Source organism: Rhodospirillaceae bacterium, from assembly GCA_040219235.1.
Lineage (GTDB): Bacteria > Pseudomonadota > Alphaproteobacteria > Rhodospirillales > Rhodospirillaceae > WLXB01.
The window spans coordinates 547269-564182 of record JAVJSV010000012.1 but is presented as its reverse complement, the minus strand read 5'-3'; the positions used below and the strand labels follow the sequence as shown (position 1 = coordinate 564182).

Genomic DNA, 16914 nt, shown 5'->3' with positions numbered 1-16914 from the left:
GAGAAACACTGACCTGTGACTCAGTTGGTACGTATTACCGATTACCGGCGGCGGCCTTCGGCCCTCCATTTTAACCGATCTGAGTTAACCCAGCTGCTTGGCGTGTATTCGACCCGCGTGTCCCGCGGCGAATGGCGCGATTACTCCATCGGCGCATCCCCAGGATTTGCCCGCTTTTGCATCTATCGCAGCAGCCATGAAGAACCTCTCTTCACCATCACCAAGCTCGCGACCACCGGCAAAGCCAAAAGTGCTCAGGCCAAAAAAGGGCGTTATGTGGTGTCCAACCGGCACCGCACTCTGCGGCAGTCTCATAGCCTTTTGGACGCCCTGCAGGTTTTCGACACGAAAACCAAACTTGTTTCAGTTAAAGCCTGAAGGTCATTTTATAAGGTATTGTTTTTAAAACAGACTTCAAAATATGCTGCTATGCAGCATTAGCATGACTGCCCTGCATAAACGTTCATTTATTTCGTAGGTCCGAAACATTATTTCGTCCATATACCGCAATGAAGACCAACACATAATGAGTTGGCGACGCGGTTAAGGAGAAAAGACATGGATCGCTTATCGAACTACCTGCACATCACCGTCGTGATTTCGACTGTGCTGTTCACAGGTATTATCTTTGCGTCCAGTGCTGTCACGCTTCTCTAAATTCAGTGGTTGTTTCCTAAAACGCACACCAAATAATAAAGAGAGCGTCAGCATCGGCGCCCAAAAGGCCTAACAGGCTTGCTCTTGATCTTCAGTTCTCTGACCCCTCAGACACGCCTCCCCCCGGGCGTCTGGCTCAGAATCCCCCCCAGAACTGTATTAAGATCAGGAGCAAGTCCTCCGCCTGAGTGTCATCTCGCTAAAAAATCAGGGTCTGAATACCAAGACCTCACGTGCTTTTGGTGGCTCCAAACAAGCACCAGGACGTGTAGTTGCCATGGGCCGGTGGCGGGACTTCGCCCAAGGCGACCTTACGAAAATGCTCCGCATCAACGCCGCCCACATCTGGAATGGAGGTTGTGAAGCATTCTTGCGCTTCAAATCCCGCGCTGGTCATCAGGTCGACGGACTCTTGCGCCCGGAAGTCCCGATAATGGGGTTCGTTGTTGTGCTCGTTGTCCCAGTCCAAATAGAAATTATAATAGGCATCCACCTGCGAGGCGGGTGGCAACTCCATATGGATCATCATGCCACCGGGTTTGAGCAAACGGCGGCACTCGGACAGCACACGTTTCGTGGCTTCAACGGACAGTTCGTGGAAGAAGAAGCTGGAGACAATCAGATCAAAACTGTTGTCAGCGAAGGTCATCTTCTCGGCATTTTGCTGTGACCAGTGGACGCTGATATCGCGCGCTGCAGCCCGGGCGTGGGCATAGCGCAAGCACGGCGCCGCCACATCAACGCCGTAGAGTTCAGCATCGGGATAAATATCGTGATAGGGGAACATGTTGTTGCCGATGGTGCAGCCGGTCTCCAGAATTTTCTCGGGCTTAAACGCTGGATACTTAATCGACAGCCATTTACTGACTGAGGCCGCGACTCCGCTGCGGGTTTTACTGGGCAGCAGTGAGCCGCGAAACACCAGGCCGCCATGGGCATAAATCGCGCCCTGGGCCACATCATCTTCAATATGCTCGTCTTGCCAGCACCCCGGCATCAAATGCACGTCTAGCGTATCGACGTAATCCGGCATGGCAAGATCAGGATTCAGCGTCAGTGAGCCGCCGTGAGAGTTGGAGTGAGAGGCTTGGCGGGCGATGGAAATCATCCCCGGCAACTGGCGCTCGACTTCTTCACGCACAGAGTCCCACACCATTTCCTGCGCGTTGTAGCGCAAGCTGCTCCACATTTTATAGGTGGTGTTACCTTCAATGGCATCGCGGACTTCTTCGCCACTTTCGGGCTCACGTCCGTTTGCCGCCACAAAAGCGGGTTTCACTGCGCCCTCGTAGGCTTGCCGCATATCCTCCGCGACATCTTTCATAATGTGCTTGCGCAACCGCGAGACAAAGCCCTGGCGCGCCAATTCGTCATGGGTCGGATCAACCAAGCTGTCGATGTCACGAATAGCATTCATGGCCGTTCTCCATTCTCAGACTGTTATAAGCACAAGTATCTCGCCCAGCCCCAGGCCGCGCAAGGGGGGTTGGCACAACCTTCTCCTGCTGAACAGGCCCTGCTGAACAGACGTCAGCAGCCACAGCAGGCTACTTGCTCGCGCCAAACAGGTAATAGCTGGAGAAATTGCTGTGCTGCGGCGCTTCGCCTTTGCCCTGGGCGAAATCCTCAAACTCCTGATCCGTCACCCCCCCGCGATCTGGGATGCGCACCAGACTGGAGGCGTCCCTGGCAAACCCGGCGTCCGCCAGCAATTCAATCGGGTCTTGCTTGCGGAACGCCGCGTAATGGGGCTCGTGGTTGTGGTAGGCGTCCCAATCCAGGAAGAAATTGTAATACGGGTCCATGGCGTTGGACGGGGGCAGTTCCATATGAATGGTGACGCCACCCGGGGCCAGAATGCGGTGAATCTCGGCCAGGATTTTCTTGGTCGAGGGTACCGCAATTTCATGGAAGAAGAAGCTGGAGACCACCAGGTCAAAACTGTTGTCTTCAAAATCCATGGACTCGGCGTTCTGTTGCGAAAAGTGCACCGGCATCCCGCGGGATTGCGCGCGGGCATGGCCATAGCGCAGCACCGGTGCGCCAACGTCCACACCATATAGTTCAGCGTCCGGAAACGCCTTTTGATAGGGCAGCAGGTTGGCGCCAATGGTGCAGCCTAAATCCAGAATACGCTTGGGCTTAAAATTGGGATACTTCAGACGCAGGTAATGGGCGATGGAATCGGCCACGCCACCTTTGCCGGGGTTTTTCTTTTTTCTCAGTCCACCGGAGAACACGTTGGTGCCGCGCGCATAAACCGCGCCGACGGAAATATCTTTGTCGGTAAACTCCGTATGAAAACACCCGGGCATCAGGTGAATATCCAGCGAACTCACAGCCTTGGGAATTTCCAGACCAGGATTGAGACGCAGCGTGCCACCGGCCGGCAACTTTTCTTCCGCCTGATCGGCGATCTCAATCATCTTTGGCAGATCGCGCTCAACCTCTTCCAGCACGGAGCCCCAGACCATTTCCTGGGCGTTATAACGCATCGACGACCACACCTGATAATAGGTGTTGTCTTCCATCGCCTTGCGCACGGCCACGGCATCCTCAGGGGACTTTCCCGTTTTGGCTTTAACCGCAGGCGCAACAGATTTTTCGTAGACGGCGCGCATCTCCTGCGCCATATCCGCCATGATCACTTTACGCATCTGGGCCACATACCCTTGGCGCGACGCTTCGTCATGGGTGGGTTGGGCGAAGCTATCGATAGAGGGGATTAAAGGCTCTCCCGAGGCTTTTTCTTCCAGGTACATGGCAGACTCCAATCAACGGACAGACTGGCGCATAAAAGCGCCGACATTCTACCGCTTATATCGTGGGTTTAACGCCCGGTTTCAACAGGAATCAGGCAAAAAGCCACGACTCTCAGGGAATTCAGGGCAACCCCGCCATCTTTAGACCCTCGCCATCCTTAACCGATCGCTCCGCCATCCGCCCGGGTGATCGCCACAACCGAGGGCCGGGGTGGTGTATCCTCCTTGAAATCCGGCCAGCGCGTTAACGGCGTATTATAGGTCGAGTCATCACCTTGCGCTGGATGCTGAACCGCGCAGAACAGAGTTTCACCGTTGGGCGTAAAGGCCGGTCCGCACAGTTCCGCCCCAACCGGGCATTTGAAAAAGTATTTGGTTAAGGCCGTTGACGCGCCGCGCACAGTGGCCGCCCAGATGCCATCTGCGGTGCCAAAATCCGGGGCACCATCCGTGGCAATCCAGATCCGACCCTGCGGATCAAACGCCACATTGTCCGGGTTTGCCAGCCAGCCATTCTTGGTGACATCGGCGTGATAGTGCGCCCCCACTTTGGCATCAAACGCATCCCCAGCGCGCAGGAAGATACTCCAGGAAAACGTGCTTGCCGTATGATCTGCGTCCGGACCTTCTCCGCCAGGCGGGATCATCTCGATAATATGACCGGCCCGATTGCGCGCCCGGGGATTGGCGGCATCCACCCGGAAGGGCGCACGGAACTGGTTCTTGGTTAACGCCACAAACACCGACCCGGTGACCGGATTGGTTTCCACATCCTCGGGCCGGTCCATGGGGGTCGCCCCCATAAACGACGCCGCCCGGCGGGTTTCGATCAGCACATCGCCTTGATCGGCAAAGCCGTTGTCCGGCGTCAGCGGGCCAGCGCCCCAGATCAGCGGCAGCCATTCTAAAGTGCCGTCTTCTTCAAAACGCGCCACATACAAAACACCGTCATCCAAAAGATCACGATTGGCATCGCGGTTTTCGAGATCAACTTTTCGGCGGGACACAAACTTATAGATATATTGAAACAACTGGTCATCGCCGGTGTACACCACCAGGCGCCCGTCTTTGCTGATGACCGTGGTGGCCCCTTCATGTTTAAACCGGCCCAGGGCGGTGCGCTTTACAGGTTGGGAATTGGGATCGTAAGGGTCGTACTCCACCACCCAACCAAAGCGGTTCGGCTCATGGGGTTCCTTCTTCACATTAAAGCGGTCGATATATGTGCTCCAGGAATAGCGCAACTCTTGCGTAATCCCCATGGCCAGATGGTTGCCTGCTTCGTCCGTGCCGCGCGGATCTCCACTGAAATAATAATGCACGTTTTCTTCGGCCATCAGGCACGTGCCCCAGGGCGTTTGCCCGCCCGCACAATTGTTAAATGTGCCAATGACCGAGCGCCCCGTCGGGTCATCGGTGGTTTTCAAACGCTCATGTCCCGCCGCCGGACCAGAGAGCGACATCACCGTATCACCGGCGGTGATGCGGCGGTTGTAGGCACTGTCCTGCACATAGCCCCAGGTGCCGTTGGCGGCCCGCTTCACCTCAACAACCGTGTGCCCATGGGCGGCCATTTCAACCTCCATGTGCCGCCGGGTCGGGGCCGGATAGGGGCTGGACCCGCGCACATCGCCAAACATCAAATCGCTGGAAGTGTATTCGTGGTTGACGCACAGCAAACCGTGGTCTGAGTTTTGCGAGCCCAGGGGCAATGGAAAATAGCCAATAAAATCGCAGTTGTAGCCAAACTGTTTGAGTTGTGCGGCTCCGGTCAAAGAGTCCGGCGTGAACGCGGGCGCGTCCACAAACAACGGATCGCCCCAGCGCACCAGCACATCGGCGTTATAACCCTCCGCCACATGATGGGTGTCATCAATGCCATGGGTGAGTTCCTTAAAATAGAGCGACTCGCCCTCGGGTGCGGCCATCGCAGTGGCACTGCGCAAGGCCTCGGGGGCCAACGCCGCAACCGCCATGGCCGCCGCCGTGCCGTGCAACAAATCACGCCGCGCCAAGGTCGCAAAATCAGCGTCTTGAGCCACAGCCGGAGTAGGGCTCGGCGCAAGAGCAGATAAATACTTAGGCGCGTCACTGGTTTCAGGAACACTCTTAGAAACTGTCTTTGGGGCCGTATCCGTCATGTGACTCCACTTCTCATCTCAATAAAGGGCAAGCTTGTACCCCTAGTTAGGCATCCGTTTCACATCCGTCTCGTGAAGTTTTTGCGACGCTTGCCCTGTGCCTCTTGCCGCCGCCGCTTATGCCGGATTACAGCACGACAGTGAATCTTTGCCGCGTCACACAGGAGTCATAAAGGCATGCCGCACATCAGTAAACGGACGTTCCTGAAATACACCGGCGTGACCTTGGTCGGGTCCGGTCTGCACACCGGAAAACAGGCTGCAGCCCAAAGCAGCACCGGCAAGCGCCGGGTCATGCAAGGCCCTATGCTGGGTGCGGTCACCCCCACATCCATCATGGTATGGGCGCGGGTCAGTGATCCCCTGAAGGTTCAGGTGGAATACGGCGACACGCCCTTGCTGGAAACATCCCAGATAAGTGCCGCCGTCACCGCCAAACCGGAAGACGACCATACGGTGCGGGTTGTGGTGACCGGTCTCAAACCCAACACCGCCTATTACTATCGCCTGATCATTGAAGGTCAGCCGGATGACTATCAAGAAGACCTCCCGCCCTTCACCTTCAAAACCGCACCCGCAGACGGATGGCGCGGTGCGTTTCGCGTCGGCTTCGGCTCTTGTGCACGCATTCAGGAAGATGCCACCCAGCCCATTTGGACGGTTGTGAATAACGCCAAGCCGGACCTCTTTTTGTGGCTGGGCGATAACATTTATGCCGACACCCGCACGCTGGATATTTTTCAGGAAGAGTACCGCCGCCAGCGCCTGGTGCCGAGCCTGCAACCCGTGCTGCGCAATATCCCTCATCTGGCAATCTGGGATGACCACGATTTCGGCCTCAACGATCACGACCGCACCAACCCTGTGAAGGATATCGGCCTGGACGCCTTCAAACAGTACTGGGCCAATCCCTCTTACGGCCTGCCCGACACCCCTGGCGTGTTTTTTTCCTACAGCTATGGCGGCATCGACTTCTTCATGCTCGACGTGCGCTATTACCGCGACCCCAATGCAGAGCCCGATAGCGCCAGCAAAACCATGCTCGGCACCAAACAGCTAGAGTGGCTAAAGGCCGAACTCAAAGCCTCCCGCGCACCGTTCAAGGTTCTGGTCAGCGGCAGTGGCTGGACCAAAGCCAAAGGCCCAACCGGCGATGCCTGGTCGGCCTTCCTGACCGAACGCAATGATCTGTTCGCGTTCATCCGCGACACCGCCATCGACGGCGTGGTGCTGTTATCTGGCGACACCCATGTGGCCGAGGCCAACTGTATTCCGTTCTCCGACGAGGGCGGTTACGACCTGTACGATCTGACCAGCTCTCCCCTGGCGCAGAACCCCACCGACAGCTGGCTGGAGCGCCGCCCGGAAATCCGCCTGCGCAACCCGGTGTTTGAATCCGCCAACGTGGGCCTGCTCGACTTTGACACCAGCCGCGACGACCCCACCCTGACCTATTTGGTGCAGGACACCCAGGGTCGCGTGCCCCGTTGGCCCGTCACCGTTAAAGCGTCCGAGCTTAGAAACGGCGTTACGTCCTGGGAAAGTAAAATCGATAAACTGGAACGCGCGCGCCTGGAAAGTTACCGCAACGGCGGACCATATTATTTTCCGCTTTCTGACGAGTAACGTTACGAATCGCCCGAGCACAGAAAATCATCCTAATTTTTATGACGGTCGCGTGAACCATTTACGTCACACGCTTTGCACTTCTTTTTCAGTGTTGTGAAGTTTCATAAACAGGCCCGATAAAGCGTTGTCCTCGATAAGGTTATCACGCATTTCTCCGCGCGGAGAGATGGTCCTCCACGGGGGAGGGCCGGATAGATCGCCCTGCGGCATGTAAGCCCGCACGGCACGAAAGTCTTGGAGATTTTAATGCGAAATACCTTATCCGCGCGCCTTCGGTCCACACGCCCTGAATCCACACGCCCGCGTTTTTCGGACCGGCTTCTGATGTCCGCGTCTGTTGCCGCCCTCACCTTCGGTGCTGCAACGCTCGCCACACCGGCACAGGCCCAAACCTCAAACACGCCGACCTTAAACATCGAAGAAATCGTCGTGCGCGGCGCAGCGCTGTCACAACAGCGCGCCATTGAGCGGAAGCGTATGTCTGATTCCATTCTCGATGCCGTCTCCGCCGATGACCTGGGCAAGCTGCCCGACAAAAACGCTTCGGAAGCCATTGACCGTTTGCCTGGCATTTCCATTTCCATCGACCAGGGCGAAGGCCGCTTTGTGTCCATTCGCGGCGCGTCACCCAATCTGAACTCTGTCACCATCAACGGCCTCTCGGTTGGGTCTGTTGAAGAAAACTCCCGCTCGGTACCTCTGGATATCATCGGCAGCGAACTCATCGGCGGCATTGAAGTGATCAAGGCCGTGACGCCCGACCTGGAAGCCAATGCCATCGGTGGTTTCGTCAATGTGCTGACCGCCAGCCCTTTTGATTATGACCGCGAGCTTTTTGTCCTCGGGTCAGCCCAAATCGGCGCGGAAGAGCAAAGCAGCACCAACCCCTGGGCGGCCGACCTGACCGTCGGTGGCACCTTCGGATCTAACCAAAGCATCGGCGTGATGGCCGGTCTCAGTTATTCCTGGCGCGATTACAACACCAAGGGTTTGTATGTGGATGACTGGCGCGACGTGGACGGCATTCCCCGTGGCCTGCCCGAAAGCCATAAGTTCAACCGCTACGACCTGGAGCGCGAACGCCTTGGCTTCACCGGTGCACTTGAAATCAAACCGGATGACCACAGCCTGTATTATGCCCGCGCCGTGTATTCCAAATTTGATGAGCTGGAAACGCGCTTCCGCAACCGCAATTACTTCGGCGAGCGCGAAGCCAACCTGACGATCACCAGCAGCAACGCCGGCACCTACGACGGGCAGCGCCTGCGCAACGAACTGCGCTTTGAAGAAAAAGACAAGCGCATCTCCAACTACACCATCGGTGGCGAAAACAAGGTTGACGATTTCACCTTCGAATATGCCGCCAGCCTGACCGACAACAACACCACCGAGCCTAACACCAGCTGGGCCTTCCGCTCGGGCCGTATCTTCACCGGCACGTTCGACATGGGGCCGGAACTGTTTGAAGTCCGTCCCAACCAGGCGGAAGTCCTGTCTCAACTGGATCAGATCCCATCTCAGGGCGTGTCTTTCCAAGACAACAACACGGATGACGAAGGGCTCCAGTTCAAAGGCGACATGCAATACGATTTTGTTTCCGGCGACTACACGGGTTTCTTAAAAACCGGCTTCCTCTATCGCTCGTCAGACCGCACGCAAGACCTCAACGGCACCGCTTATGACGCCGGTCCAGTCAACTTCACCGTCGGCACGCCCGGCATCACCACCGGCGAAACCGTGGAAGGCTCTATTCAGGGTCAGTACTACTGGGCGGGTGCCAAGCTCGACCTCGACGGGTTGCAGTCTTTCACAGCGGCCAACCTGAACAACCCGGATATCTTCGTGCTGAATGCCGGTGACACCCTGGTGGATTCCACCCTCGCTGACTTTACGGTCGAGGAAGACGTGCTGGCCGGTTACCTGATGGCCAATGTGGACATCGGCGATTTCAAAGTCATCGGTGGCCTGCGTATCGAGCACACCGATGTCAAAGCCTCGGGCTTTGATCTGCTCAACGGCACCACGGTTGTGGGGATCGAGCGCGACGGCGATTACATCGACTATCTGCCGAACCTGCATTTGCAATACCGCCCCGAGGCCAGCCCCATCGCGGTGCGCGCCGCCTGGACCAACACCATCGGCCGGCCACAATATAGCGACATCTCCCCGCGTCGCGAAACCGACCGGGAAGACAATGGCGACGGCACCTTCACCGGCTCGGTCAGTCAAGGCAACCCGGATTTAGAAGCCTTTGAATCCATGAACTTCGATCTCTCGGTCGAATACTACTTGGGCGACACCGGTATCATTTCAGCTGCGGCGTTCTACAAAGATGTTTCCGGCTTCATCATCAACCAGAATGAAGTGCTGACCATCACCAGCTTCCAGGGCCGGGATTACGCCCAGCTGACCATCAACACCCCGATCAACGCCAACGATGGCAAGATCAAGGGCATTGAGTTTAACTATCAGGATGTGTGGTCGTTCCTGCCCGGACCGTTCAACGGTCTTGGCGGCGGGGCCTCGCTCACCCTGGTCGACTCTGAACTGGATGTCGCAGGCCGGGCCGACAAAGTGCCCTTCGCCGGACAAGCCGACACCGTCTACAGCCTGTTCCTGTTCTATCAGTGGGACGCCTTTGAAGCGTCTGTGTCCTACGATTGGGCCGATGACATTCTCGTTGGTATCGGCGGCACCGCAGACCAGGATTTCTACGACCTCAATTATGGCCGCTGGGACTTCAAGGCCAGCTATCAGGTCACCGACAACTACGGCGTCTTCCTGGAAGTGCAGAACATCAACGATGCCGCGCTGGGCGAATACCAGAACCGGGAAGACTGGATCACCCGCCGTGAGGTCTACGGCATGACCGGCTACGTCGGCGCGACTTTAAGATTCTAAACAAATCTAGCAACCAAAAGCCCACGCTCTCCCCGGGCTTAAGGCAAGGGCGGCCCTCACGGGTCGCCCTTTTTTTGTGAGATGCATTAAGGTCAACTTTGATCGGGTCCTTGCCACGAGGTGATATCTTACGAGGTTTTGATTCCACACCTCGTCCCAGTCACATACACAACCTGAAGAAAAGGGCGCTCATAGTCGGAGTTAGCGAAGAATTCATCAATCGCTTTTCGTGAGCCATTCCAATAGCCATAGTCATCAACAATTAAAACGCCGTTTAGCGTTAGGCGTGGATATAAAACCTGCATTTCCACTTTTGTGGAAGCATACCAATCAGTATCCAATCGCAGAGCGCTGATGCTGTCTGGAATATTTTCTGCGTGTTTTAAAGTTTCAATAATATCGCCTTTAACGATTCTGACACCTTCAAGCGCAACACCTGCAGCAGTTAGGTTTTGCTGCACATCCTCAACGGATGCATAGCACCAAGCGTTGTGATCTTCTTTTTGCCGTTTGAGAAATTCAGAATGCGCGGACTTACCCGACTGAAGTTGGAAATCAAGATCTTCGGGTTCAGTCATGCCTAAAAATGTGTCATACAACCACGCTTTTTTGTTGGACTGCAATTCATCAAACACTAACTTTGCCGCCAATGCATTGCCGCCACGCCACACGCCACATTCAACAAAATCACCGTCTATATCGTTCTTCACGACGTAGTGCGCAGATAGAATAGTGTTAATGAGGCCGTCTCTTGGCACCATGGTCAGCTTGTTGGCCGTAACGTATTCAAATATTTCAATATCACGTGGGGTGAATTCTACAGGAAACAGCTTGTTCGGAGCCGGTGCCTTAGGGGTTGGCGTTTCTTCGCCTTGTTTTTGGTTGAGCAATAGCCTTTCCAGTTCTGCAGCTGGCACCATTTCAATCTGATAGGTATCGCGAAGAATTTCTCGCAACTCCTTGATGCTTAGCTCCATAAGGCGTTTCTCTTGTCAGTTTCTATTTCGATCACTCTATCATCGCGGACGATCAATGCACCAATACTAAGACCCGAACAACATAGTGATCACAAACAGGAAACCTGTATTCTTTCTTTGTGCATTAAGGTCAACTTTGATCCGGCCAACATAGGAACATCAACAACATGAGCATCACCAAGCCGTCCAACCTCAACACCCACCCCATTCACTTGGGCCTCGGCGCGACGGCTAAAATTCAGCCCGCCTTCACCGGAGGCATGGACTGGTACAATGCCTATGGCGAACGCAACGCCGCCGATGGCGCAGAAGGGCGGTTGGTCAATCTGTTCACCTTTACAGAATCCTGGACCGGGTGGGAGATGCACCCTCACGGCGACGAGGTGGTGCTGTGCCTCAGCGGAACCATCACCCTCATCCAAGAAACAGCTGATGGGTCGACCACTCCCATCACGCTCGGCCCCAACGAGTATGCCATCAACCCACCCGGCGTCTGGCACACCGCCGATGTGTCCGGCGAAGCCACGGCGCTGTTCATCACTGCGGGCATAGGCACGGAACACAAACCGCGTTAGCAAGACCCGCGCTTTAAAAAACAACACGCCGCAAATACATACGTTGCTATGCGCCCTTATGTTTTTATGGAGAGTCAAAGGGTTGCAGGCGAGTGCTCATCCATACTCGTTCCAAATCGCCTAACCCATTGATTTTAAAAGAAAGCCATTATCGTGCATGGGCTCGTTCCGAGCCTGACCCAGAATCTCGTTCCGAGCCTAGCTTAGAATTTCAATGTCAGCAGGCGGCAGACCAGCCTGAACCCGCTCATGCATTGCTGTGTAGGCCGCCTCGATATGCTGTGTGAACTGCATGCAGTTGAACAACGGTGTTGTCAGTCTGTTGTCCTGCAGCTTGCGTTTGATATCCGTGAGCGCTGTCGCATGTGAGGCCAGTTCAATTGCCTTCGCTTCGTAGTCCGCTTGTGTGTGGGTCACAAGCTCGGGCAGATCAATGGCATTCAGAACACTGCCTGCCACCCTGCTGGCGAAGGACTCGCCCATTTGCGTCAAAACAGGCAAGCCTGCCCACAAGGCATCACTGGCGATTGTTCCGGCGTTGTAGGGCAAGGTATCTAAAAATAAATCGGCAGCACGAAAACGAGCCAGGTACTCAGCCCGGGGCAACGTCTTGCCAAACTTGATACGCGCCGAATTGACACCACACTGCTCCGCCTGCGCGAGGAGATTTTTTGTCGCCGTTGCATTATGCTTAAGCAGCCACAGCACACTGCTGTCAACAGCCTTAAGGATCCGCATCCAGCCTTCAAAAACCTGGGGCGTGATTTTGTAACTGAGATTGAAACAGCAGAACACAAACCCCTCTGAGGGCAGCCCCAGTTCTTCGCGCGTGAACACTTTGTCGCTGATGGGACGCTGCGAGTCATTCACCTGGTAGCTCGGAAGGGTCACGATTTTTTCGGTGTAATCGGCCTCGGACCCGCTGGGAATGAGGGTTTTATCCGCGATCAGATAATCGAAATAGTCAGCACCCATGGTGCCGAGATAGCCCAGATAACTGAGTTGCACGGGCGCCGCCCGGTAGGAAAAAATGCCGGGCCGTCCGTGTTGTGTATGACCGCTCAAATCGATGGCAATATCTATGCCCTGCTCACGCGCAAGCTGTGCGACCTCTAAATCGCTCCTGTCAGTGACATCGATAAAGTGATTGAACGCCGCTGACACGCGGCGGCGCATATCATCACCCTCACGCGGGCCAAACGAGAACGCAATCAGCTCAAATTTAGATTTATCGTGACTCTCAAACAGCTCTGCCGTCAGGTACGAAACCGGATGCTCGCGGAAGTCAGCTGAAAAATAGCCCAGGCGTATTTTGTCACGCACCGGCGTCTTAAACAGCGGCCCGAGGTCAGCTCTCAGCGGGTACTTCACCTGTATAAGTTTCTCAGTAGCTAAGCGCTGCAAGTGCGGAGAATCCGTCAGAGCCAGCACCGGAAAAGGGTGTGAGGCTGGCGCACCGCTTTTGATCTGTGCGGCAAGAGAAGCGATTTCCGCTTCATAGTCCTGCCACTGACAAAGCTGATACTTGGTATGCAACAGCAACCCGAACAGAAATTCGGCACCCGGGTCTAAGTCCAATGCCTGCGCGTAGTCAGCGGCCGCGGCCTCAAAGGTTTTTAAGTCCCGGTGCACATTTCCGCGATTGATATAGACGTCGGGGTAATTGGGTTGGAGCTGAAGCGCTGTGTCATAGGAGCGGCGCGCAGCGTCCAATTTTTTGAGATCGTACAGAGCAACTCCCCGATTGGCATAGGCTTCGGCATACTTTGGGTTCAGGGCTATCGCGCGATCATAGCTTTCTACCGCCTCTAAGAATCTGGTGAGGCCGGTTAAAACGTTACCGCGATTGAAATGCGCGCCGTCATGCTTGGGATTCAGGGCTATCGCTTGCTCCAAGCGAGCAAGTGCCGCCTTTAAATCTCCCTGCTCATACAGCACGGCACCAAGATTAGAATAAGCTTCAGCGTAGTCTGGTTGAAGCGTAATTGCCCGCTCATGGCTTTTCACGGCGAGGTCTAGCCGACCGTAAACGTGCAACGCATTGCCCCAATCCAACAGGTAATTAACATTCTCAGGATCGAGGCTTGCGGCCTTACCAATGAGGTCGATGGCCAGTTTGTGCTTGCCCACATGAGATGCAATCACACCGAGCAGATGCAAAGAGTCAGCGTGGTCAGGGTTTACCTTGAGAATCTCTTGATAGATCGCCTTCGCTTGCGCCAATTGCCCGCGAAGATGAAGCGCCCGTGCCTCTTTAAACCGGGCCTCATTAAACTTGGTCTCCACAAAGCCAGGCTCCGGTCTATTCCCACTCAATCGTGCCGGGGGGTTTTGATGTCACGTCATAAGTCACGCGATTGACGCCTTTGACCTCATTGATAATGCGGTTCGCCACCCGGCCCAGAAACGCCATATCAAAGTGGAAGAAGTCCGCTGTCATGCCGTCTGTTGAGGTCACAGCCCGCAACGCCAACGCATAATCATACGACCGGCTATCGCCCATCACGCCCACAGTGCGTACGGGCAGCAACACCGCAAAAGCCTGCCAGATGGCATCGTACAGCCCAGCGTTTCTGATCTCTTCCAGATAAATCGCGTCTGCTTTGCGCAACGTATCCAGCTTGTCCTTGGTGATTTCCTGGCCAGGGATTCGAATAGCCAGGCCCGGCCCAGGAAACGGATGCCGCCCGACCATGGTATCCGGCAAACCAAGCTCACGCCCCAGATCGCGCACTTCATCTTTAAATAACTCGCGCAGAGGCTCGACCAGCGCCATGTTCATCCGCGCTGGCAAGCCGCCGACATTGTGATGAGATTTGATGGTCACGCTTGGCCCGCCAGCAAAAGATACGCTTTCAATCACATCCGGGTACAGCGTGCCCTGCGCCAGGAAGTCGGCACCGCCGATTTTTTTCGCTTCAGCTTCAAACACATCGATAAATGTTGCGCCGATAATTTTGCGTTTTTCTTCCGGGTCGGTTTTTCCAGCCAGCTTGCCGAGGAACAGATCCTCCGCATTATTCAGCACCAGATTGATGTTGAAGCGGTCGCGGAACACCTCAATCACCTGCTCGGTTTCACCGGCGCGCATCAGGCCATGATCGACCAAAACGCAGGTCAATTGATCGCCGATGGCCTCGTGCAGCAGCGCCGCCACAACCGAGGAATCCACGCCGCCGGACAGCCCGCAAATCACCCGGCCTGTGCCAACTTGCTCGCGCACGGCGGCAATCGCCTGATCTTTGAACGCGGCCATGGTCCAGTCTCCGGCAGCGCCGCAGACTTTATGCGTAAAATTCTCGATCAGTGCCGCACCATGCGGGGTATGAACCACCTCCGGGTGAAACTGAACGCCGTAAAACTTGCGGGTTTCATCTGCAATGGCTGCATAGGGCGCACCTTCCGACGTGCCGACCACCTCAAATCCCTCGGGCAGCGCGTTGACACGATCCCCATGGCTCATCCACACTTGTTCACGATCACCAGGTTTCCAAACGCCATCAAACAACGCACATGTATGACTGACGTCGACAAAGGCACGGCCGAACTCACGGTGTTCAGCGTCTTCTACTCGACCACCGAGTTGGGCCACCATCGTTTGCTGACCATAGCAGATACCCAGGATCGGGAGCCCCATTTCAAACAAGCCTTGAGGCGTGCGCGGTGTGTCTTCCCCGATCACAGACGCTGGCCCACCCGAGAGAATGACGCCTTTGGGATCATAGGCGCGGATCGTCTCTTCCGTCACTTTATTAAACGGATGAATCTCAGAGTACACACCACTTTCCCGCACCCTACGCGCAATAAGCTGCGTAACTTGAGAACCAAAATCGATGATGAGAATGCGATCTGTCATAACAAAACTATATTAACCCTCAACCTTGCGCTGAAGCACCGCGATAAAGAAGCCGTCGGTCTGATGTCGGCGCGGCGACAGGCGCAAATACTTGCCGCGCCCAGGATAGCGCGTGCCGAGAACAGCTTTCCAGACATCACCAACAGACAGCGCCTTAAAATGATCATGCCGTTCCAGAAAGTGCTCGACGCGATCCTCGTTTTCCTGCCGCAGAAGCGAGCAGGTGACGTAAATTAAACGTCCGCCGGGTTTGGTCATCCGTCCGCCCTGAGTGAGCACCGAATCCTGGGTTTTGATATGGCGATCTAAGTCTTTCGGCAACAGTCCCCAGCGGGCGTCTGGCTGACGTCTCCAGGCCCCTGTGCCAGAGCAGGGTGCATCGACCAAAACGCGGTCGAAGCTTTTTCGTTTTTTATGAAGCCAGTTGGTGTTCTCTGGGTCCAACACGCGGGTGGTGACGGAAAACACCCCGGCTCTTTTGAGGCGGGGCTTAGCTTTGTTGAGACGCCGGGCTTCATTGTCGGTGGCAATAATACGGCCTTGTCCGCCCATCACAGCAGCGAGGGCGAGGGTTTTACCGCCGCCGCCAGCGCAAAGATCGAGAACATCGTGATCCAGCTTGGCATCAACAAGCAGCGCGGCCAGCTGCGAGCCTTCGTCCTGAACCTCTACAAGACCCTCGTTGAACGCCTTGCTGTTGCCCAAGGTTGTGCGTCCGGACAGGCGTAATCCGATGGGCGACCATTCTGTCGGCTCAACGCTCAGACCTTCGCTTTCCAACGCGGCCTTGGCAGCTTCACGGTCGCCTTTTAGGGTGTTCACGCGAAGGTCGACCGGGGCTTCTTCGGTCAACGCGGCCAACTCAACCTCTGCCTGATCGCCGAACAAATCCGTAAAATAAGGCCATAGCCAATCTGGGCATTCGGTCGCAATCGGCGCAGGAATATCTTCCTTTGGACGGCTTGAGATGCCTTTCAGAGCGGCACGCTCCTGATCCGTCAGACCCTGTGGCGTATAGGTTTCGCCGCTGCAAAGCGCGTCCAGGGCCACCAGATCATGATCATCATTTAGAAGGCTGTCTGCAAGAACCAAGGCGCGCGGCTCAGGTTTATCCGCATTCAAATACCACCCGAGCCGGCTGCGGTGACGCACAGTGCGCCATAAACGCGTGGAAATATCTCGACGGTCTTTTGAGCCAATGTACCGGCGATTGCGGAAGTAGGAACTGACAATGCCATCCCCTGAGGCGGGGTCTGCATCCATCTCGGATAGCACATCAATGGCTGCTTGAAGGCGCGCACCGGGAGTCATCAGATAATCATCCTAATGGGCAGGTTCACCTGCCGCGTGTAAAGAGCAGGCTAACCTGCCTTGTCTAAAACGCAGGTTCGCCTGCCTAGTCTAAAACGCAGGTTC

The 16914-nt window shown here is 55.6% G+C and carries 11 protein-coding genes; 4 read left to right on the top strand and 7 right to left on the bottom strand.

The window, feature by feature from the left end; genetic code table 11:
* Positions 1 to 15: 15 nt before the first annotated feature.
* A complete protein-coding gene (locus tag RIC29_12850; GenBank protein MEQ8735807.1) occupies positions 16 to 378 on the top strand; it encodes a DUF2794 domain-containing protein in 363 nt (120 codons plus the stop codon).
* 508 nt (positions 379 to 886) lie between these two features.
* On the opposite strand, the gene RIC29_12845 is transcribed toward RIC29_12850, so the two are convergent.
* The 3 genes from RIC29_12845 to RIC29_12835 all read right to left on the bottom strand — a co-directional run bounded on the left by RIC29_12845 (position 887) and on the right by RIC29_12835 (position 5560).
* A complete protein-coding gene (locus RIC29_12845) occupies positions 887 to 2074 on the bottom strand; it encodes a methyltransferase domain-containing protein (protein MEQ8735806.1) in 1188 nt (395 codons plus the stop codon).
* 130 nt (positions 2075 to 2204) lie between these two features.
* On the bottom strand, positions 2205 to 3419 hold the full coding sequence (locus tag RIC29_12840; GenBank protein ID MEQ8735805.1) for a methyltransferase domain-containing protein: 1215 nt from the start codon (positions 3417 to 3419) through the stop codon (positions 2205 to 2207).
* Between the two features lie 158 nt (positions 3420 to 3577).
* Positions 3578 to 5560: a PhoX family phosphatase gene (locus RIC29_12835; protein MEQ8735804.1), complete on the bottom strand. Its 1983-nt coding sequence runs from the start codon at positions 5558 to 5560 to the stop codon at positions 3578 to 3580.
* Between the two features lie 177 nt (positions 5561 to 5737).
* Here RIC29_12835 and RIC29_12830 point away from each other — a divergent pair, with 177 nt between their 5' ends.
* A complete protein-coding gene (locus tag RIC29_12830) occupies positions 5738 to 7186 on the top strand; it encodes an alkaline phosphatase D family protein (protein ID MEQ8735803.1) in 1449 nt (482 codons plus the stop codon).
* A gap of 327 nt (positions 7187 to 7513) precedes the next feature.
* The gene (locus tag RIC29_12825; GenBank protein ID MEQ8735802.1) at positions 7514 to 10090 is read left to right on the top strand and encodes a TonB-dependent receptor; all 2577 of its coding nucleotides are present in this window, start codon (positions 7514 to 7516) and stop codon (positions 10088 to 10090) included.
* Positions 10091 to 10218: 128 nt separating this feature from the next.
* Here the strand turns inward: RIC29_12825 and RIC29_12820 are convergent, their stop codons facing one another.
* A complete protein-coding gene (locus tag RIC29_12820) occupies positions 10219 to 11067 on the bottom strand; it encodes a TylF/MycF/NovP-related O-methyltransferase (protein ID MEQ8735801.1) in 849 nt (282 codons plus the stop codon).
* Positions 11068 to 11234: 167 nt separating this feature from the next.
* On the opposite strand from RIC29_12820, the gene RIC29_12815 reads away from it, so the two are divergent.
* Positions 11235 to 11642, top strand: a complete 408-nt coding sequence (locus RIC29_12815; protein MEQ8735800.1) for a cupin domain-containing protein — start codon at positions 11235 to 11237, stop codon at positions 11640 to 11642.
* A 198-nt stretch (positions 11643 to 11840) separates the two neighbouring features.
* On the opposite strand, the gene RIC29_12810 is transcribed toward RIC29_12815, so the two are convergent.
* Genes RIC29_12810 through RIC29_12800 form a run of 3 tightly spaced genes read right to left on the bottom strand, consistent with a single transcriptional unit; the run spans position 11841 to position 16809 of the window.
* Positions 11841 to 13928, bottom strand: coding sequence for a tetratricopeptide repeat protein (locus RIC29_12810; GenBank protein MEQ8735799.1), 2088 nt, complete (start codon positions 13926 to 13928; stop codon positions 11841 to 11843).
* Positions 13929 to 13944: 16 nt separating this feature from the next.
* Complete coding sequence (guaA, locus tag RIC29_12805; GenBank protein ID MEQ8735798.1) at positions 13945 to 15498, bottom strand: glutamine-hydrolyzing GMP synthase; 1554 nt, start codon at positions 15496 to 15498, stop codon at positions 13945 to 13947.
* A gap of 12 nt (positions 15499 to 15510) precedes the next feature.
* Entirely contained in the window at positions 15511 to 16809 is a 1299-nt protein-coding gene (locus RIC29_12800) for an RsmB/NOP family class I SAM-dependent RNA methyltransferase (GenBank protein MEQ8735797.1), read from the bottom strand.
* Positions 16810 to 16914 lie beyond the last annotated feature (105 nt).